Source organism: Rhizobium sp. 05L419 (genome assembly GCF_056397845.1).
In genome coordinates this window covers 97,852-112,859 of the sequence record NZ_JBFTOF010000016.1, presented here as the reverse complement: position 1 = coordinate 112,859, position 15,008 = coordinate 97,852, and the positions used below count along the sequence as shown (strand labels likewise).

Sequence of the window (15,008 nt, the reverse complement as noted above, 5' to 3'; positions counted from 1 at the left end):
ACTGAGATGCTGCACGATTGGCGGCGGACAGTATCGTGCGTAGGTAGAGCGCCTCGGACGGCGCGCCGTATGACAGAGGTCGTCGTCCCGCACGGAGTTAAGCGGCTGATTTTCGTCAATTTCGGCATGCCCTCATTCACCCCAAAGCCTAGACCGATGGTCTCACGCGGTCGGGATGCGCTATTTTAAAGGCTGGCAAAGCCGTGCATCTGCGATCGATATCGACGATACGCTTGAAACCAGTCACGTCTACTCCCCAGCGGCGGGCGTTGTAGACCTGGGGAACCAGACAAAGGTCTGCCATCGTCGGCGCATTTCCAAGACTGAAATCTCCATCGAATTTGTCGAGCATCGCTTCCAGTTTGCGCAGCCCTGCCGAAATGAAGTGCTTCATCCAATCCTCGCGCGCGTTGGCCTTACTCACTATCGTCATGACATGCGCCGCGACATGCATGTTGCAGACTGGATGAATGTCCATGGCGATCGCGTATGCGAGTGCTCTTACGTGTTGCCGGTCTGAAATGTCCAATGGCAGCAATCCACATTCTGGCCGAACCTCTGCCAGATATTCGATGATCGCCAGCGACTGCGTCAGCGTCCGTCCATCAATCACCAATGTCGGCACGAGGCCCTGGGGATTGAGCGCAAGATAGTCCGGGTTCTTGTGCGCTCCCTCCAACAAGTCGATCGGCACCGTCTCATAGTCGATCCCCAACATGTTGAGAGCGATACGAACGCGATAGCTCGCGGACGATCTCCAGTAATCGTAGAGAACGACCTCGTTCATTGCGGCCCGCCCCCGCCGTATCTCTCGACGGTTTGCTCGATCGCCCCGAAGATCGAATGCCCGGCTCGGTCCTTCATCTCGATTTTGACCTTGTCGCCGAACTTCAGGAACGGAGTCTTCGGGGATCCGGTCTGGATGGTCTCAATCATCCGTATCTCGGCGATGCAGGAGTAGCCGTCCCCTCCGTCTTCGATCGGCCTGCCCGCCCCGCCATCCAGCTTGTTGGAAACCGTTCCCGAACCGATAATCGTTCCGGCCGCGAGATTGCGTGTCTTGGCGGCATGGGCGATCAGTTGGCCAAAATCGAATGTCATGTCGATGCCGGCATTCGCTTTGCCGAACGCTTTGCTGTTCAGGGTCACGAGCAGCGGACGATGCACCTTGCCACCGTCCCAGTCGTCTCCGAGTTCGTCCGGCGTCACCGCGACCGGAGAAAATGCCGATGCGGGCTTAGACTGGAAAAACCCGAATCCCTTCGCCAGCTCTTCCGGTATGAGACTGCGTAGTGACACATCGTTGACAAGCATCACCAGCCGGATAGCGCCACGAGCGACCTGCGGACTGGACCCCATAGGCACGTCGCCGACGGCGACGGCGATCTCTCCCTCCATGTCTATCCCATAAGCCTCGTCGGCCACCATGATCGGGTCACGCGGGGCGAGAAAACCGTCCGACCCCCCTTGGTACATCAGTGGATCGACCCAGAAGCTGGCCGGCATCTCAGCCTTGCGTGCCCTGCGTACGAGTTCGACATGATTGACATAGGCCGAACCGTCGGCCCACTGATAGGCCCGCGGCAACGGCGACGCGGCGTCATGTTCATGGAACCTGCTCGTCGGCTGGGCTCCGGTTTCGACGCCTTGTGCAATCCGCGCAAGTTTCGGAGCCACATGCTCCCAGTCGTCGAGAGCTGCCTGCAACGTGCGGGCAATGTGACCAACCTCGCAGCAGCGGGTAAGGTCGCGGGAGACGACGACGAGCCGACCGTCCCTCGTGGAGTCCTTCAATGTCGCGAGCTTCATGTCCCAATTCCCGTGGCGGAAGATGCGTAGCCGGTCGTCACTTGATGCCCGGGGTTCCGTCGAACTTGCGTTCCAGGCCGTCCCAGCATTCCAGGTAGTTGTCCTGCAGCGTTTCAAGCTCGGCAGCATACTTTGTCAGTTGCTGCGGGTACCGGGTCTCGAACATGAAGGCCATGGTATGATCGAGCTTGACGGGCTTGAGTTCGGATTTGGAAGCCTTTTCGAAGCCCAGCGTGTCCGGCCCGTGAGGGAGCATCATGTTGTGCAGGCTCATGCCGCCCGGAACAAAGCCTTCCTCCTTCGCATCATACTGACCATGGATCAGACCCATGAATTCGCTCATGATGTTTCGATGGTACCACGGCGGACGGAAGGTGTGCTCGGCGACCAGCCAGCGCGGGGGAAAGATCACGAAATCGACGTTCGCCGTACCCGCCTCTTCAGTTGGCGCGGTCAGCACCGTGAAGATCGAAGGATCGGGGTGATCGAACAGGATTGCGCCCACCGGGGAAAATGTCCGCAAGTCGTATTTGAAAGGCGCATAATTGCCGTGCCAGGCCACCACATCGAGGGGCGAGTGGCCGATTTCTGTGACATAGAACTTTCCGCACCACTTAACATGGACGCGGCAAGGCGTTTCCTTATCCTCGAAAGACGCGACAGGTATCTTGAAGTCGCGGGGATTTGCCAGGCAGTTCGCGCCGATCGGTCCTCGATCCGGCAGCCTGAATTTCGCGCCGTAGTTTTCACAAATATACCCACGCCAGACCGCATGCTCTCCGCGGCGCATCACTTTGAACATCATGCCACGGGGAATGAGACATATTTCGAGGGGCTCGACATCCATGATGCCCATTTCGGTGAAAACGCGGATCGCGCCGAGTTGCGGAACGATCAAGAGCTCGCCATCGGAGTTGAAGACGTAGTCGTCAATCATGTCTTCGTTGAAGGTGTAGACATGTGCGGCCATCCCTACCTGGGTCAGGACATCGCCGGCGGCCGTCATAGTCCGCACCCCCTCGATAAACGTCAGCTTCTCGCTCGGCGCGGTGATAGGGTCCCAGCGAAGCTGGCCCAGAGGAAGCGAGTGTTCGTCCAAGCAGGGCGCAGACTTCCAAAGCGGATAGGAAGCGTTTGAAAAGCGACGGGTGTGGCGCACGCTCGGGCGAATGCGGTAGAGCCAGGACCTTTCGTTCGTGCCTCGGGGGGCGGTGAAAGGCGAGCCAGAGAGCTGCTCCGCGTAAAGACCGTAATTGCATCGCTGCGGGCTATTTTGGCCTTGTGGCAAGGCGCCAGGAAGAGCCTCGCTCTCGAAGTCGTTTCCGAATCCCGGCAAATATTTGAGCGTGCCTACCGCGGAAGCCTCGCCGTCGGGAGCCTGCGTTACTGTTTGTTCCATTGCTCAAGTTCTCCCCGAAAACTGAGGGAGACCCCACGATGCCGAGGGTCGCCTCAAAATTATTCTGCCGCGGTGCCGATCACGCCTCGCTTGATCTGATCCGCCTCTATCGATTCGAAGAGAGCGCGGAAATTGCCTTCGCCGAAGCCTTCATCACCCTTGCGCTGGATGAATTCGAAGAAGATCGGGCCGATCACGGTTTTGGAGAAAATCTGCAGCAGGATTTTCGTCATGCCACCATTCACGACCCCTTCGCCGTCAATGAGGATGCCGTGTTTCTTCATGCGTTCGATAGGTTCGTCATGGCCGTTCACCCGTTCATGGGACATGTCGTAATAGGTCTCCGGAGGGCCTGGCATGAAGCGGAGCCCGTTGTCGGCAAGCCTGTCGGTGGCCTCATAGATGTCTTCTGTTCCAACGGCGATGTGCTGGATGCCCTCGCCCTTGTACTTCTTCAAAAACTCCTCGATCTGGCTCGTCTCGTCCTTTGATTCATTCAGCGGAATGCGGATCTTGCCACAAGGCGACGTGATGGCCCGGCTGACGAGACCGGTAATGCGTCCGTCGATATCAAAGAAGTGGATCTGCTTGAAATTGAACAGCTCACGGTAAAAATCCCACCACTTGTCCATGTTGCCGCGGAAGACGTTGTGCGTCAGATGGTCGAGATAGTAAAAACCCAACCCGCCGGGATGCGGGTTGCGTTCGTCAAGCCAATCGAATTCGGCGTCATAAGCCGATCCTTTTGCACCGTAGGTCTCGACAAAATAGAGCAGTGAGCCGCCAATGCCAACAATCGCCGGGACGTCGAGCGCCTTGTCCTTGCCTTCATAGGCAACGGCACCTTGCGACACGGCATGGTCGAAAGCGTGCCTGGCGTCGACGACACGCCAAGCCATCGACGGGGCCGAGGGACCGTGCTGTGCGACGAAACGAGTGGCATGACTGCCCGGTTCGGCGTTCAGGATATAGTTGATGTCGCCCTGACGCCAGACGGTGATGTCTTTCGTCTTGTGCCTCGCGACCGCAACGTAGCCCATGCGTGTGAAAAGGTCGCGCAGCTTGTCGGGCTCCGGATGGGCGAATTCAACGAATTCGAAGCCATCGGTGCCGGCCGGATTGTTGGCGGTGATCTCCGGCGGCGGCGCATCATGCGGGAATGGGCCCATTTTCTCCTCCAAGGAAATTTGCTTTCTGGCTATGCAAAGTGTGATCCAAAACGCGCGCAAAGTTCTTGCATTCTTGGCGGCCGGGGAAGAAATTATGCACGGTTCGTGAGATTTTTAGGGATTTCGTGCAATGGATGAACGACTTGACAAGTTCGATTTGCGGCTGCTCCAGGAACTCCAAAAGGACGGCAGGTTGACCAACAACGAGTTGGGCGAGCGGATCGCGCTTTCACCCTCGCAGTGCTCGCGCCGGCGAACCAGGCTGGAGTCGGAGGGATTTATCAGGGGCTACCAGGCCAACCTGGATAGGCAGAAGCTGGGCCTGGATATGCTGGTGGTGATTTCCGTGACGCTCGCAACCCACAACAGAGACAATGCCCGCAGATTTTCCCAACTCATCAACGGACTACCGGAAGTTCTCGAAGCCTATGCGCTAACCGGTGAAATGGACTATCACCTGAAGGTCGCGACACGGGGGCTCACGGACCTTTCACGCTTCGTCAACGACGTTCTGTTGCCCCATGAGTCGGTGCAGCACGTGAAGACTTCGATCGTCCTCGACACGCTCAAGACGTTCGAAGGGCTACCAGTGCACATGTTGAGCGGCTGAGCATCGCCGGGCTGCACTGCTTTGGGCGACACGCTAGATCGGCAGTTCGGTCGAGAATTTCAGCTCGCGCAGCACAAAACTTGACACAACCGTGCGCACATGCGGGTTTCGCATCAGGTACCGGGTCATGAAAGCCTCATAGCTTTCGACGTCCCTTGCGCGGATCTTCAACATGTAGTCGAACGCGCCGGACAATGCGTAGCACTCCATGATCTCCGGCCGCTCCAGAACCACCGAAGCGAAAGATGCTACCGCTTCTTCGTGATGGTCCTCCAGCGTCACGTGCGCAATGACACAGAGCTTGAGATCGAGTTTTCCAGGATCGAGCAATGTCACACGCTTGCGGATGACGCCGTTCGCTTCCAACTCCTGGATCTTCCGCCAGGCCGAACTTTGCGACATGCCGGCCCTGTCCGACAGTTCCGCCAGCGAAAGGCTGCCATCGGCCTGGATGAGCTCCAACAGCTTGCGCGGAAAATTCCCGGATTCTTTCATTTCTAGCGCCATCCCTGAGAATATCTGCCACCGTTGTTTCAGTATCCAGAAGAAAAGGAAAGAAAATTCACAAAAGCCGGAGCATAGTAGTGAGAGACGGCAGTGCCTCGGAGGAACGGGATGACCAAGCAAAGCAGCTACACCGCCAAACTGCCCGGCCCGGATGGTCTGTATTCCTACACCCCTGAAGAAGATGCGATATGGGGAGAACTCTACACGCGTCAGCTGACGCTACTGGGCAATATGGCCTGCCGCGAATATCTCGACGGCGTCAAAACCCTGGGACTCAACCCGCACAAGGTTCCTCAACTCCTCGACGTCAACCGACGCCTGAACGAGACCACCGGCTTCGGAGTCGAAGGCGTGCCAGCGCTCATTGCGCCATCGCGCTTCTACGAACTCCTGTCGCAAGGCAAATTCCCGCTCGCAACCTTCCTGCGACGCCGCGAACACATCGACTACATCGAAGAACCGGACCTGTTCCATGAGGTTTTCGGCCACTGCCCGCTGCTCACCAACCAGAGCTATGCCAACTTTGTACGGCGCTTCGGCGAGACCGCCGTCCGCCTCGGCAAGGGGTATTCCTGGCATTTGTTCCGCATCTTCTGGTTCACCGTCGAATTCGGTCTTATCAACACACCGCAAGGCCGCCGCTGCTACGGCGCGGGTATTGTCTCGTCGCCAAGCGAAGCAAGGGCAGCGATGGAAGGCACTGCGTGCGAATTCCGGCCGTTCKATCTGCTGAGCGTGCTCAGGACACCGTACCGGATCGACATCGTCCAACCTATCTACTATGTCATCGACAGCTTCGCCGACCTTGAGGTGATCGTCGAGCATGATATCGAGAACCTGATCCTGTCGGCGAAGTCGCTCGGTGACTTCGCGCCCGCGTTCGAAGCGAAAGCCTCGTGAATCGGCAATTGCCCGGTTGGTGAATATCACGCGGGCCGGCGATTGTGGCGGCTGGAGCGCTCCCGCAACCTATATCTCCCTTCGCGGTATCAACACCAACGGCAAAAGCGGAAACCGTTACCGTGTCTCCGCTAGGCATTGATCTCCGGTAATGTTCCGGAGATTGGCAATGTTTAGAGGTCGGCATTTCGAGCAGTCTGTGATCTTGTTGTGCCTGCGTTGGTATCTGACCTATGGCCTGAGCCTGCGCGACGTGAAGGAAATAATGGCCGAGCGTGGCATCAGCGTCGATCATTCGACGATCCATCGCTGGGTCGTGCACTTTGCGCCCCTGCTGGCGGAGCGGTTCAACCGGCGAATGGCATGCCGACGAGACGTATATCAAGGTTCGCGGTCGTTGGACATATCTCTATCGGGCGATCGACAGCAACGGATGCACGGTCGAGTTGTGGCTCAGCGAGCATCGTGATCTTTCTGCCGCCAAACGCTTCTTCAAAAGGGCGTCCGCTCGGCATGGCCGGCCGGAACGCGTCGTTATCGACGGCAGCCAGACCAACTGGGAAGCGATCATTTCCTGTGACACCATCAGCCGCCTTCAGGATCGGTCGCGCCGCCGACTTGAACCCGTCCGCATCCGACAACGTCAGTATCTGAACAACCGCATCGAGCAGGATTATCGGCGGATCAAGCGACGCGTCAGATCGATGCTCGGCTTCAAGTCTTTCAGATCCGCAGTCGCAACATTGTCTAGCATCGAGATGATCCACACGCTGCGCAAGCACCAACTGCAAGACGCTCACACTGCCAGCTTGTCGATCGCCAAACAGTTCGAAACCCTCGTTACCACGATCTGAGAAGCCGTAGAAATCGCCCGGCCTCGCGGATACCTCAAATTTTGCAACAGAACCCCGCCATCCGGATCGAGTTTGACGATCGGTGGCTACACGACGCCGATGGCCCTGATTGATGCGCACAACAGCGCGTCGGACTGTGGCGAGGATTTCGATTGGCGTGACCTATCGGGATTGTCCTTCAGGCCGCGCGGATCGACTGCAATCAACTGCATGGGAATGACCCTTCGGTATCGGGCGGACGGACTGTCCTTGCCTCCTCGTCTTCTTCTCGAAGACATCTCCAGAACCGCAGGGCGGGCCGGCGGCTGCAATTGCGCCGGAGCAGACCTGGCTTGCGATTGAGCGAGGCACACCTGCCTTGCGAGATAAGCTGGCCCGGTCTCGGCGACCGGCGCGATATAAGCCATTGCTATAATCTTCGGAACTTCACACAACAGAAGTGATCTAGGCATTTAGTTCTGTTGGCGCATGATTGCTCGCCGGCGCAACTTCGACCTCCGATAGCGATCCGTATAGCAATCTATGTCAAGCCCACGCGGAGCGCGCCTGCGGCCCGGTCTGGCGATGGGTGAGGACGCGGCTCGCCAGGCGCCTGGTCTGTGATGGCTCAGATGCTACCTAGGAAGGGTATCCTTCATAGGTATGGAAATTAACCCTCCATTAACCATCTCTGCCTAGCCTCCATACTGCTTTCTCTCAAGGAGAGGTGGCTCTTCGCACGGGCGCCAGTGGTGTACCATCAAGACACGGGTTGAGTCGCGCGCGATGCGCGGACCCACCAGTCACAGTGTTTCCTAGGAGATCGAGATGCCACTCGTTGCGATACCCGGCAAGATCAAGTTGATCGGCGCAGACACCATCATTGTCATGGACGCGGGCACCGCGCATCAAGCCGTCCATATCACTGAAGATGCCCTGAACAATAGCGGGGGCGAACTGACGCGCCAGCATCTCGCCGCCCAGCTGGAGCTCATCGAGCAGGTTGCGAGCCATAAATTCGACAGAGGCGAGCTGGCGTTTGATGGCAGCATATGGATCACGTCGGAGGATATTCTTTCCTGGCGCCGCGGGCGGTCGCATTAGCTGGATTTCCCATTCGCCCATTGACGCTAGCCTCGCTTAACCGCCCGGTTCGCGGACGGTGGCGAAATTCCTCCGATCTGAATTGCCGAGGGGTGAAAATGATTGAGCAGCCCTTGAAATGCGATGGCGCGGACGTCATCTAACGCTCACTACCCGTACTGATAGCCTGCGGTGTCGGCCTCTCTGGTCGGCCAGCGTTTGCTGTCCGGGAAGAAAAGGCGCTCCCCGAAAGGGTCGAGCGCCTTTTTCGTTCCGCCGCAGGTGTCAAAAGGCGGCGATCTGCAGGCCGTTCGCGCAATGCCCGATCGATGCCTCCGTTGGTCTTTGCCCCTTGAAGACGATCACTTCGGAGAGAGTACGCATCTTGGCACCTTGGTGCCCTGTCGGTCAGCAAGCGCGATTGCCGGGTCTTCGCTGCGGGGCGAGGCGCAAGCAAGCTGGACCTCGCAGGCCCCGACGATCCGGCGCTACGGATGCCCGATGCGACGCCCGCCGACGGACACGAGGCGTCGGGCCGCCGCAAGAGGCTAGTCCCGTCAAGGCCCGCACTCGGCCCAGCTCGTCTTCGGAGGCGCTCCAGCAACACGGCTGCGATCGGGGCCGCGACCCAATTGAACCCTCGAGCGTCTACCAGATGCTCTCGCTGCCGCTGACCGGCCACCTTCCATCAGCGGCGGATGCAAGACGGCCGCGACTGCCTCTGGAGCAACGTCCAACCGCTCGGGAAAGTGCGATGACGAAGCACCTGGTCCAGCCGTTGCTCTTGATGCTCCAGGGTGAGCCGGTTGTTCCCCGCGGGGAACTCTCGATGCCGGTGCCGACAATGGCTCGCCCGATCCCGTCGCCGACGCGACCGGAGGCTTCACCGGCTACAATCGGCAAACGCTGACAAACCGACCGTCTCACCGGCAAACGCCTCGCGGCCCGCCCGTCTCAATTGGCTTGGGAAGGGCCTACGCCGCGATACCGTCACTGCGCACGCCTTCCGCCTCCTGGGAGCGTCCTGCCCCCAGCGCCTTAGAATTCACCCGATGGCAACCTGCAGACAACGTCCCGTAAGAAAAAGCCGTTCCATGCCGCAGCGTCCATTGCCAACAACTGGGCATCACGCTCACGTGCGTGTTTCCGGCGCCCATAGCCACCACAACACTGCAAATCTCGCCTGCTCAACAATGCGATGGCGAAACGCGGGTCAGGCCCGCCGCTCTTGACCCTTTGGCACCGACAGAGTGTTCCCCGCGGGGAACACTCTGTCGGTGCCGGCAACCCCGTGCGGCCCGTTTCCCCACTAGACCTCGGATATTGGCTGGCGCCGGCGACGACCCGCCCGATCCTGTCACCGAGCGGCAGGCGGTCTGGCCTGCCTCAATCTACCGACGCTGGAACCGTGACGGTCTCCACCCACAGGCGCCTTGCAGACGCGCCCACGCGAACGGCCTCAATTGGATTTGGAAGGACGCATGCCGCGATATTGTCACTGCGTCGCCTTCGGCCTCACGGAAACTTCCTGCGCAGAGCGCCTGCGATGTCCCCCTGATGGTCAGCCCCGACTGGTTCGCCACCGTCGTCGAATTGGGCGCCCCGGGAACCAGCGAGCGGCCCGGGCGCCGGCCTTTTCGCCAACCACTCCCCAAAGAAAGGTAACAACAATCGCATTCTTCCACGCGCCACTTTCGCCCACCGGGTGTCGCCCAGTTGCGCTCCGCTGGGAAATCCTTGCTCGGTCCGGCCTTCCTCGCACGACACACCGCCAGTAGTTCCCCGCGGGGAACACGCCCATTTGCCGTCGCGTGCGAATCGGGATACTTCTTTAACTACGCAAAAAAAGCGAATTATCGGTTTTCGTCGAAACAACATGCCGGTTGACCCCGTGTGAACCAACTCGGCGCTTAGGTTTTTGAAACGAATTGAGGGAAGAATCGTGACCCGGCACTTAAGCAGCCTCGACTTCATGCAGAGTTTCTCAAGCAAACTCGAGCTCGCATTGCAAAATCTGTCGATGGCACAATACCCACCCGATGCCCGCAGGGAAATGCGCAAGTTCGCATCGTCGGAAGTCGCGGCACTCCTTGATGTCTCTGAAGCCTACATCAGGCAGATTGTCGTGAAAGAAAAAGGGCCCGCGCCGGAGACCACCTCCAACGGCCGGCGAATGTACTCGCTCGACCAGATTCTCGAGCTCAGGATGATGCTTTCCGAAAAAGGTCGCAAGAAATGGATGAACCCCCGCCGGATCGACGGCGAGGAGTGCCAGATCATTGCTGTCACCAATTTCAAGGGAGGATCGAGCAAGACCTCCACCACAATCCATCTCGGCCATTATCTGGCGCTCAAGGGTTATCGCGTGCTGGCCGTGGATCTCGACCCTCAGGCGTCGCTGACCAGCCTCCACGGCGACCTGCCGGATTTCAATCCACGGGAAGATGAGACGCTCTATGCGGCGATCCGGTTCGACGAGCCAAAGCCAACCAGGTCCCTTATCCACAACACCCATATTGCCGGCTTCGACGTGATCTGCGCTGGCCTCGACCTGACTGAATTCGAGACGGCCGTGGCGCTGGAAATGCGCAAGCACGGCGGAACCAGTTTTCTGTTGCGGGTCTCTCAAGCGCTCGAGCAGGTATCCGGCGATTACGATGTGATCCTCATGGATTCCGCACCCTCGCTTAACTTCTTGACGCTCTCCTCCCTGACTGCGGCGACCGGCGTCATCATTCCTGTGCCGGCCCATATGCTGGACGTCGACTCGACCGGAAAGTTCCTCGAACTCGCCTCGTCCTACATGCAGATCCTCAGCGACATGGGCGCGTCCGCCGAGTGGGACTTCGCCAAGTTCCTGGTCACGAAATTCGAGCCGAACGACCATCCGCAGGCCAATATGACAGCGCTGATGCGACAGGTATTCGGCGACGACCTGCTGTTGAACATGGTGGCAAAGTCCACCGCTGTCGCCGACGCACTGACCTGGAAGCAAAGCCTCTATGAGGTACAGCGCTCACGGTTCTCCGCGCCCAAGACCTATGATCGCGCGATGGAATCGATCAATGCGTCGAATGCCGAAATCGAGAAACTACTCTGTGCAGCATGGGGGCGTGAATGAGCCGCAAAGACTCGCGTGGCATGTTTGCCAACGTACTCGGCCAGCTTGACCAACAGGCGGCCACCGCTCAGCCGGCCAAAACGACATCGCCGCACCTGTTGAAGGTCGCCGCTGGTGTCCGACAGATACAGGAGAAAGGCGAAGTCCTCGATCGCCTGTTGAAAGACGGCGACCACATCGTCGATGTCGATCCGAACGACGTCGCTCCGTCCCCGATACCCGATCGTTTTGACGGATCTTACGACGATGCCGCGATCGAAGACATCGTCGCCTCGATCAAGGAGCGTGGACAGATCGTACCTGGCTTGATCAGGCCGCATATCGCCGGTGGCCAATCCTATCAGATCGTGTTCGGACGCCGCAGGCTTGCAGCCGTCAAAGCCCTCGGCCTCAAGTTCCGCGCCATCGTTCGCGACCTCAGCGATGAACAGGCAATCGTTTTCCAAGGCGAAGAAAACACCAACCGCAACGACCTTTCTTTTATCGAAAAGTGCGCTTTCGCGTTCTCGCAAGAGCAGGCGGGCTACAGGCGCGATGTCATCTGTGCGTCGCTTTCAACCGGCAAGTCGCACATATCGGAAATGCTGCGTATCGCATCGACCGTCCCGCGCGCAACGCTGCACGCGATCGGAGCCGCACCGGATGTAGGCAGGCGCCGATGGATCGATTTCGCTGAGGTTTTTGCAGCGCGCACCGATGCGGTTGAGTGCGTTCAGCAGGTGCTGGCGACCGTGCCCCCCGCCATTGGAACGGATCGGTTTGCCATCGCACTTGGCGCTCTGAAAACCGAAGCCCCCAGGGAGCCTGTTGCCGATGCCGCTCAAACAGCCGAGATCCGCGCAAACGGGTTCCTGCTAGCCACAGTCAGCTACCCGAAGTCGGGTCCACGCATCAACTTTACCAAGTCGGTGCCGACAAGTTTCGTCGATTTTCTGAATGATCGCATGGAAACGCTACATGGCGAGTTCCTGCAGTCGATAGACCACAAACGCAAAGGATAATACCGCAAAAGAAAAAAGCTCCCGAACGTTGCCGTCGCGGAAGCCCTTCTCATTGGTTTAGCAGCTAGAGAATCGCACTTCCGGGAATCACTGTCAAGAGTCTTGGCGTCGTTTTGGCGAGTAGAATTCTTTTGCCTTGAAGAAGGTGAAGGTAATGGAAGGTCAAGTTGTAACGACGCCGTTCGGGCGGCGGGCGATGACGTTTGGCATGCTCGCAACCCAGGTAAAAGCCAGGGACATCAAACCCGGGCGTGCCGTCGACAAATGGAAATTGTATCGCGCACTCTGTGAAGCCAAGCCGCTGCTCGGGGTAACCGATCGCGCACTCGCCGTTTTGAACGCACTGCTGAGCTTCTATCCGACTGCCGAGCTTTCGGAAGCCGCGGGGCTTGTGGTATTTCCGTCCAACGCACAGCTGTCGATGCGATCGCACGGTATGGCCGAGCAGACGATCCGACGGCATCTGGCGGCGTTGGTGGAAGCTGGCCTGCTGACCCGCAAGGACAGCCCGAACGGCAAGCGCTATGCACGCAAGAACAGGGCTGGCGAAATCCGCGAGGCATTCGGCTTCTCCCTGGCACCGCTTCTGGCGCGTGCCGACGAGATCGAGCACCTTGCATCGCAGGTCGTTGCCGAACGATTGCACGTGCAGGATCTGCGCGAACGCATCAGCCTATGCCGCCGCGACATATCCAAGCTGATCGAAGCAGCCGTCGCGGAGAGGCTCCCAGGTGACTGGACGGTTGCCTTCAACCATTTCCGAGACCTCGTGGAGGGGATTCCGCGCTCGCCTACAACGGCTCAGCTGGAGGCTGCGTTGGATGCAATTACCATTCTTCGCCAGGAGGTGCTTAACCAGTTGGAGGCACAGCTTAAATTTAGAAATCAGAGCGCCAATCCCGGTCAGAATGAGCGCCACATACAGAATTCTAATCCCGAATCTATCTTTGATCTTGGAGCGGGTTACGAAATGAAGCAGGACGCGCTACCGAAAGACCAGTCGTCTCTGCCGCCGGTATCGACAGTCGATGCCTCAAACATTGCGAACGAACCAAGCCACAAAACCAAGCCCGAGACCCGACCCCAACCAGCGCCGAGAACCGACGCTGTGGGCGAGCGTGAGCTGAAATCCTTCCCGCTAGGGCTTGTTCTTCAGGCCTGCCCTGAAATCGCAGCCTACGGGCCGGGGGGGATCGTCCGAAACTGGCGGGATCTGATGACCGCCGCAATTGTTGTGAAGTCCATGCTTGGCGTCAGTCCCTCGGCCTATCAGGAGGCCTGCTCGATCATGGGCCCGGACAATGCGGCGACCGTCATGGCCTGCATCCTGGAACGCGCAGAGCAGATCAACTCCCCGGGCGGTTACCTGCGTGATCTGACACGCCGAGCCGAACGAGGCGGGTTTGCCATAGGGCCTATGCTAATGTCGCTGGTTCGCACAAATGTAGTGCAAGCGACACACACCGGCTGAGCGTTGTTGTGGCCAGTGCCGGGTTTCGTCGAGCTGTGGATACTCTAACGGTAGCCAACGTGGCCTTAGCGGAGCTCCAAACGAGCCATTTGTCGTGTGTGAGAATGCTGCTGTGGGCCGGGATTTGCAGCCGCAAAACCGAACATGGCCGAAGACACATCGCTGCCTATGAGGAGAGGGCCGGTCACTGACAAAAGCAAACCCGCAGTTTGCTTCACTATGAGAAGATCATTTTGTGAGATCAAGGCGTTACGCTGAAGAAATCTGGGATCCCAAACTGCGTCTGTATGCCATCTTCCAGCAGGTTCGACCGTAACGATCTTGCCAAAGAACAACGTGAAAATCGCTGTTGATTGACGATACGACAGGATTAAACGCCATGCAACAGCGTTGCCTGCACTGATTTTTCCACAGAAGGGCAAAAGGAGAACCGGCTTTTCTTTAATCTACAAGATTTATAGACAATATTGCCGGCATGGAACTGGTCGCTGAAAGGAAATGGAATGTCGGCTCCGAAACTCGTTGGCCTTGCAGGCAGCTTCAATCGCCCGTCAAAGACCTATGCGTTGGTTAAACACGTGGCAGACCTTGCTGGCGGCCAGTACGGCTTTGAACATACAATCTACGACCTGGCCGATCTCGGTGCGTCGCTGGGCCAGGCGCAATGGCGCAAGGACCTTGACGACACGGCAAAGCGCGTCATCGACGATATCGTCAGCGCAGATGCCTTGATCATCGGCTCGCCGACCTACAAGGGATCTTATCCCGGTTTGTTCAAGCATCTGATCGACCTGATCGATCCGCACGAGCTTCGCGCCAAACCGATCATCATAACGGCAACAGGCGGAGGCGATCGCCATGCCCTGATGGTCGAGCATCAGCTGCGGCCGCTGTTCGGCTTCTTCATGGCGCACACGCTGCCGACGGCGGTCTATGCGTCGGACCGCGATTTCACCGACTACAAGGTAGCGTCCGAACCTCTCTCCCAGCGCATCGACGAGGTCGTCGGCGAACTGGCCGCTTTCTTTCCAGCCAAACGGGCGGTTCTCGCCGCCGCCGAATGACATCCCGACATCGGTGACATAACGCGGGATCTTCCCTCGCA

General features: G+C 58.4%; 13 protein-coding genes and 1 pseudogene. 9 read left to right on the top strand and 5 right to left on the bottom strand.

From position 1 onward, the window contains the following. Positions 1-148: 148 nt before the first annotated feature. Genes maiA through hppD form a run of 4 tightly spaced genes read right to left on the bottom strand, consistent with a single transcriptional unit; the run spans position 149 to position 4,377 of the window. Entirely contained in the window at positions 149-787 is a 639-nt protein-coding gene (gene maiA / locus AC1DMK_RS19885; protein WP_037064892.1) for a maleylacetoacetate isomerase, read from the bottom strand. Further along, positions 784-1,809, bottom strand: a complete 1,026-nt coding sequence (locus AC1DMK_RS19880) for a fumarylacetoacetate hydrolase family protein (protein ID WP_037064890.1) — start codon at positions 1,807-1,809, stop codon at positions 784-786. Before AC1DMK_RS19880 ends, maiA begins: the two co-directional genes overlap by 4 nt. A gap of 37 nt (positions 1,810-1,846) precedes the next feature. Further along, entirely contained in the window at positions 1,847-3,208 is a 1,362-nt protein-coding gene (gene hmgA / locus AC1DMK_RS19875) for a homogentisate 1,2-dioxygenase (protein ID WP_477861302.1), read from the bottom strand. 59 nt (positions 3,209-3,267) lie between these two features. Next, positions 3,268-4,377: a 4-hydroxyphenylpyruvate dioxygenase gene (hppD, locus tag AC1DMK_RS19870; RefSeq protein WP_477861300.1), complete on the bottom strand. Its 1,110-nt coding sequence runs from the start codon at positions 4,375-4,377 to the stop codon at positions 3,268-3,270. Positions 4,378-4,507: 130 nt separating this feature from the next. On the opposite strand from hppD, the gene AC1DMK_RS19865 reads away from it, so the two are divergent. Then, complete coding sequence (locus AC1DMK_RS19865) at positions 4,508-4,987, top strand: Lrp/AsnC family transcriptional regulator (RefSeq protein ID WP_477861298.1); 480 nt, start codon at positions 4,508-4,510, stop codon at positions 4,985-4,987. Positions 4,988-5,020: 33 nt separating this feature from the next. On the opposite strand, the gene AC1DMK_RS19860 is transcribed toward AC1DMK_RS19865, so the two are convergent. Further along, entirely contained in the window at positions 5,021-5,482 is a 462-nt protein-coding gene (locus AC1DMK_RS19860; RefSeq protein ID WP_477861296.1) for an Lrp/AsnC family transcriptional regulator, read from the bottom strand. Between the two features lie 120 nt (positions 5,483-5,602). Here AC1DMK_RS19860 and AC1DMK_RS19855 point away from each other — a divergent pair, with 120 nt between their 5' ends. From AC1DMK_RS19855 to msuE, 8 genes and pseudogenes are all read left to right on the top strand, one after another. Further along, the gene (locus AC1DMK_RS19855) at positions 5,603-6,394 is read left to right on the top strand and encodes a phenylalanine 4-monooxygenase (protein WP_477861294.1); all 792 of its coding nucleotides are present in this window, start codon (positions 5,603-5,605) and stop codon (positions 6,392-6,394) included. Positions 6,395-6,563: 169 nt separating this feature from the next. After that, a pseudogene (locus AC1DMK_RS19850) lies at positions 6,564-7,248 on the top strand (IS6 family transposase). Positions 7,249-8,055: 807 nt separating this feature from the next. Next, positions 8,056-8,331 carry a hypothetical protein gene (locus AC1DMK_RS19845; RefSeq protein WP_477861292.1) on the top strand — a complete coding sequence of 92 codons (276 nt, stop codon included), beginning with the start codon at positions 8,056-8,058 and terminating at the stop codon, positions 8,329-8,331. A 733-nt stretch (positions 8,332-9,064) separates the two neighbouring features. After that, the gene (locus tag AC1DMK_RS19840) at positions 9,065-9,220 is read left to right on the top strand and encodes a hypothetical protein (protein ID WP_477861291.1); all 156 of its coding nucleotides are present in this window, start codon (positions 9,065-9,067) and stop codon (positions 9,218-9,220) included. 1,032 nt (positions 9,221-10,252) lie between these two features. Next, positions 10,253-11,431, top strand: coding sequence for a plasmid partitioning protein RepA (gene repA / locus AC1DMK_RS19835; RefSeq protein WP_037064874.1), 1,179 nt, complete (start codon positions 10,253-10,255; stop codon positions 11,429-11,431). Further along, entirely contained in the window at positions 11,428-12,432 is a 1,005-nt protein-coding gene (gene repB, locus AC1DMK_RS19830; RefSeq protein WP_477861288.1) for a plasmid partitioning protein RepB, read from the top strand. The genes repA and repB overlap by 4 nt, the downstream gene beginning before the upstream one ends. 154 nt (positions 12,433-12,586) lie before the next feature. Next, the gene (gene repC / locus AC1DMK_RS19825) at positions 12,587-13,903 is read left to right on the top strand and encodes a plasmid replication protein RepC (RefSeq protein ID WP_477861286.1); all 1,317 of its coding nucleotides are present in this window, start codon (positions 12,587-12,589) and stop codon (positions 13,901-13,903) included. Positions 13,904-14,406: 503 nt separating this feature from the next. Further along, complete coding sequence (gene msuE, locus AC1DMK_RS19820; RefSeq protein ID WP_477861284.1) at positions 14,407-14,967, top strand: FMN reductase; 561 nt, start codon at positions 14,407-14,409, stop codon at positions 14,965-14,967. The last annotated feature ends 41 nt before the right edge of the window (positions 14,968-15,008 follow it).

What these genes read in the sequence shown, in the direction of transcription:
- maiA (WP_037064892.1), bottom strand. Translation starts at nt 787, where the DNA reads ATGAACGAGGTCGTTCTCTACGATTACTGGAGATCGTCCGCGAGCTAT.
- AC1DMK_RS19880 (WP_037064890.1), bottom strand. Translation starts at nt 1,809, where the DNA reads ATGAAGCTCGCGACATTGAAGGACTCCACGAGGGACGGTCGGCTCGTC.
- hmgA (WP_477861302.1), bottom strand. Translation starts at nt 3,208, where the DNA reads ATGGAACAAACAGTAACGCAGGCTCCCGACGGCGAGGCTTCCGCGGTA.
- hppD (WP_477861300.1), bottom strand. Translation starts at nt 4,377, where the DNA reads ATGGGCCCATTCCCGCATGATGCGCCGCCGCCGGAGATCACCGCCAAC.
- AC1DMK_RS19865 (WP_477861298.1), top strand. Translation starts at nt 4,508, where the DNA reads ATGGATGAACGACTTGACAAGTTCGATTTGCGGCTGCTCCAGGAACTC.
- AC1DMK_RS19860 (WP_477861296.1), bottom strand. Translation starts at nt 5,482, where the DNA reads ATGAAAGAATCCGGGAATTTTCCGCGCAAGCTGTTGGAGCTCATCCAG.
- AC1DMK_RS19845 (WP_477861292.1), top strand. Translation starts at nt 8,056, where the DNA reads ATGCCACTCGTTGCGATACCCGGCAAGATCAAGTTGATCGGCGCAGAC.
- AC1DMK_RS19840 (WP_477861291.1), top strand. Translation starts at nt 9,065, where the DNA reads ATGACGAAGCACCTGGTCCAGCCGTTGCTCTTGATGCTCCAGGGTGAG.
- repB (WP_477861288.1), top strand. Translation starts at nt 11,428, where the DNA reads ATGAGCCGCAAAGACTCGCGTGGCATGTTTGCCAACGTACTCGGCCAG.
- repC (WP_477861286.1), top strand. Translation starts at nt 12,587, where the DNA reads ATGGAAGGTCAAGTTGTAACGACGCCGTTCGGGCGGCGGGCGATGACG.
- msuE (WP_477861284.1), top strand. Translation starts at nt 14,407, where the DNA reads ATGTCGGCTCCGAAACTCGTTGGCCTTGCAGGCAGCTTCAATCGCCCG.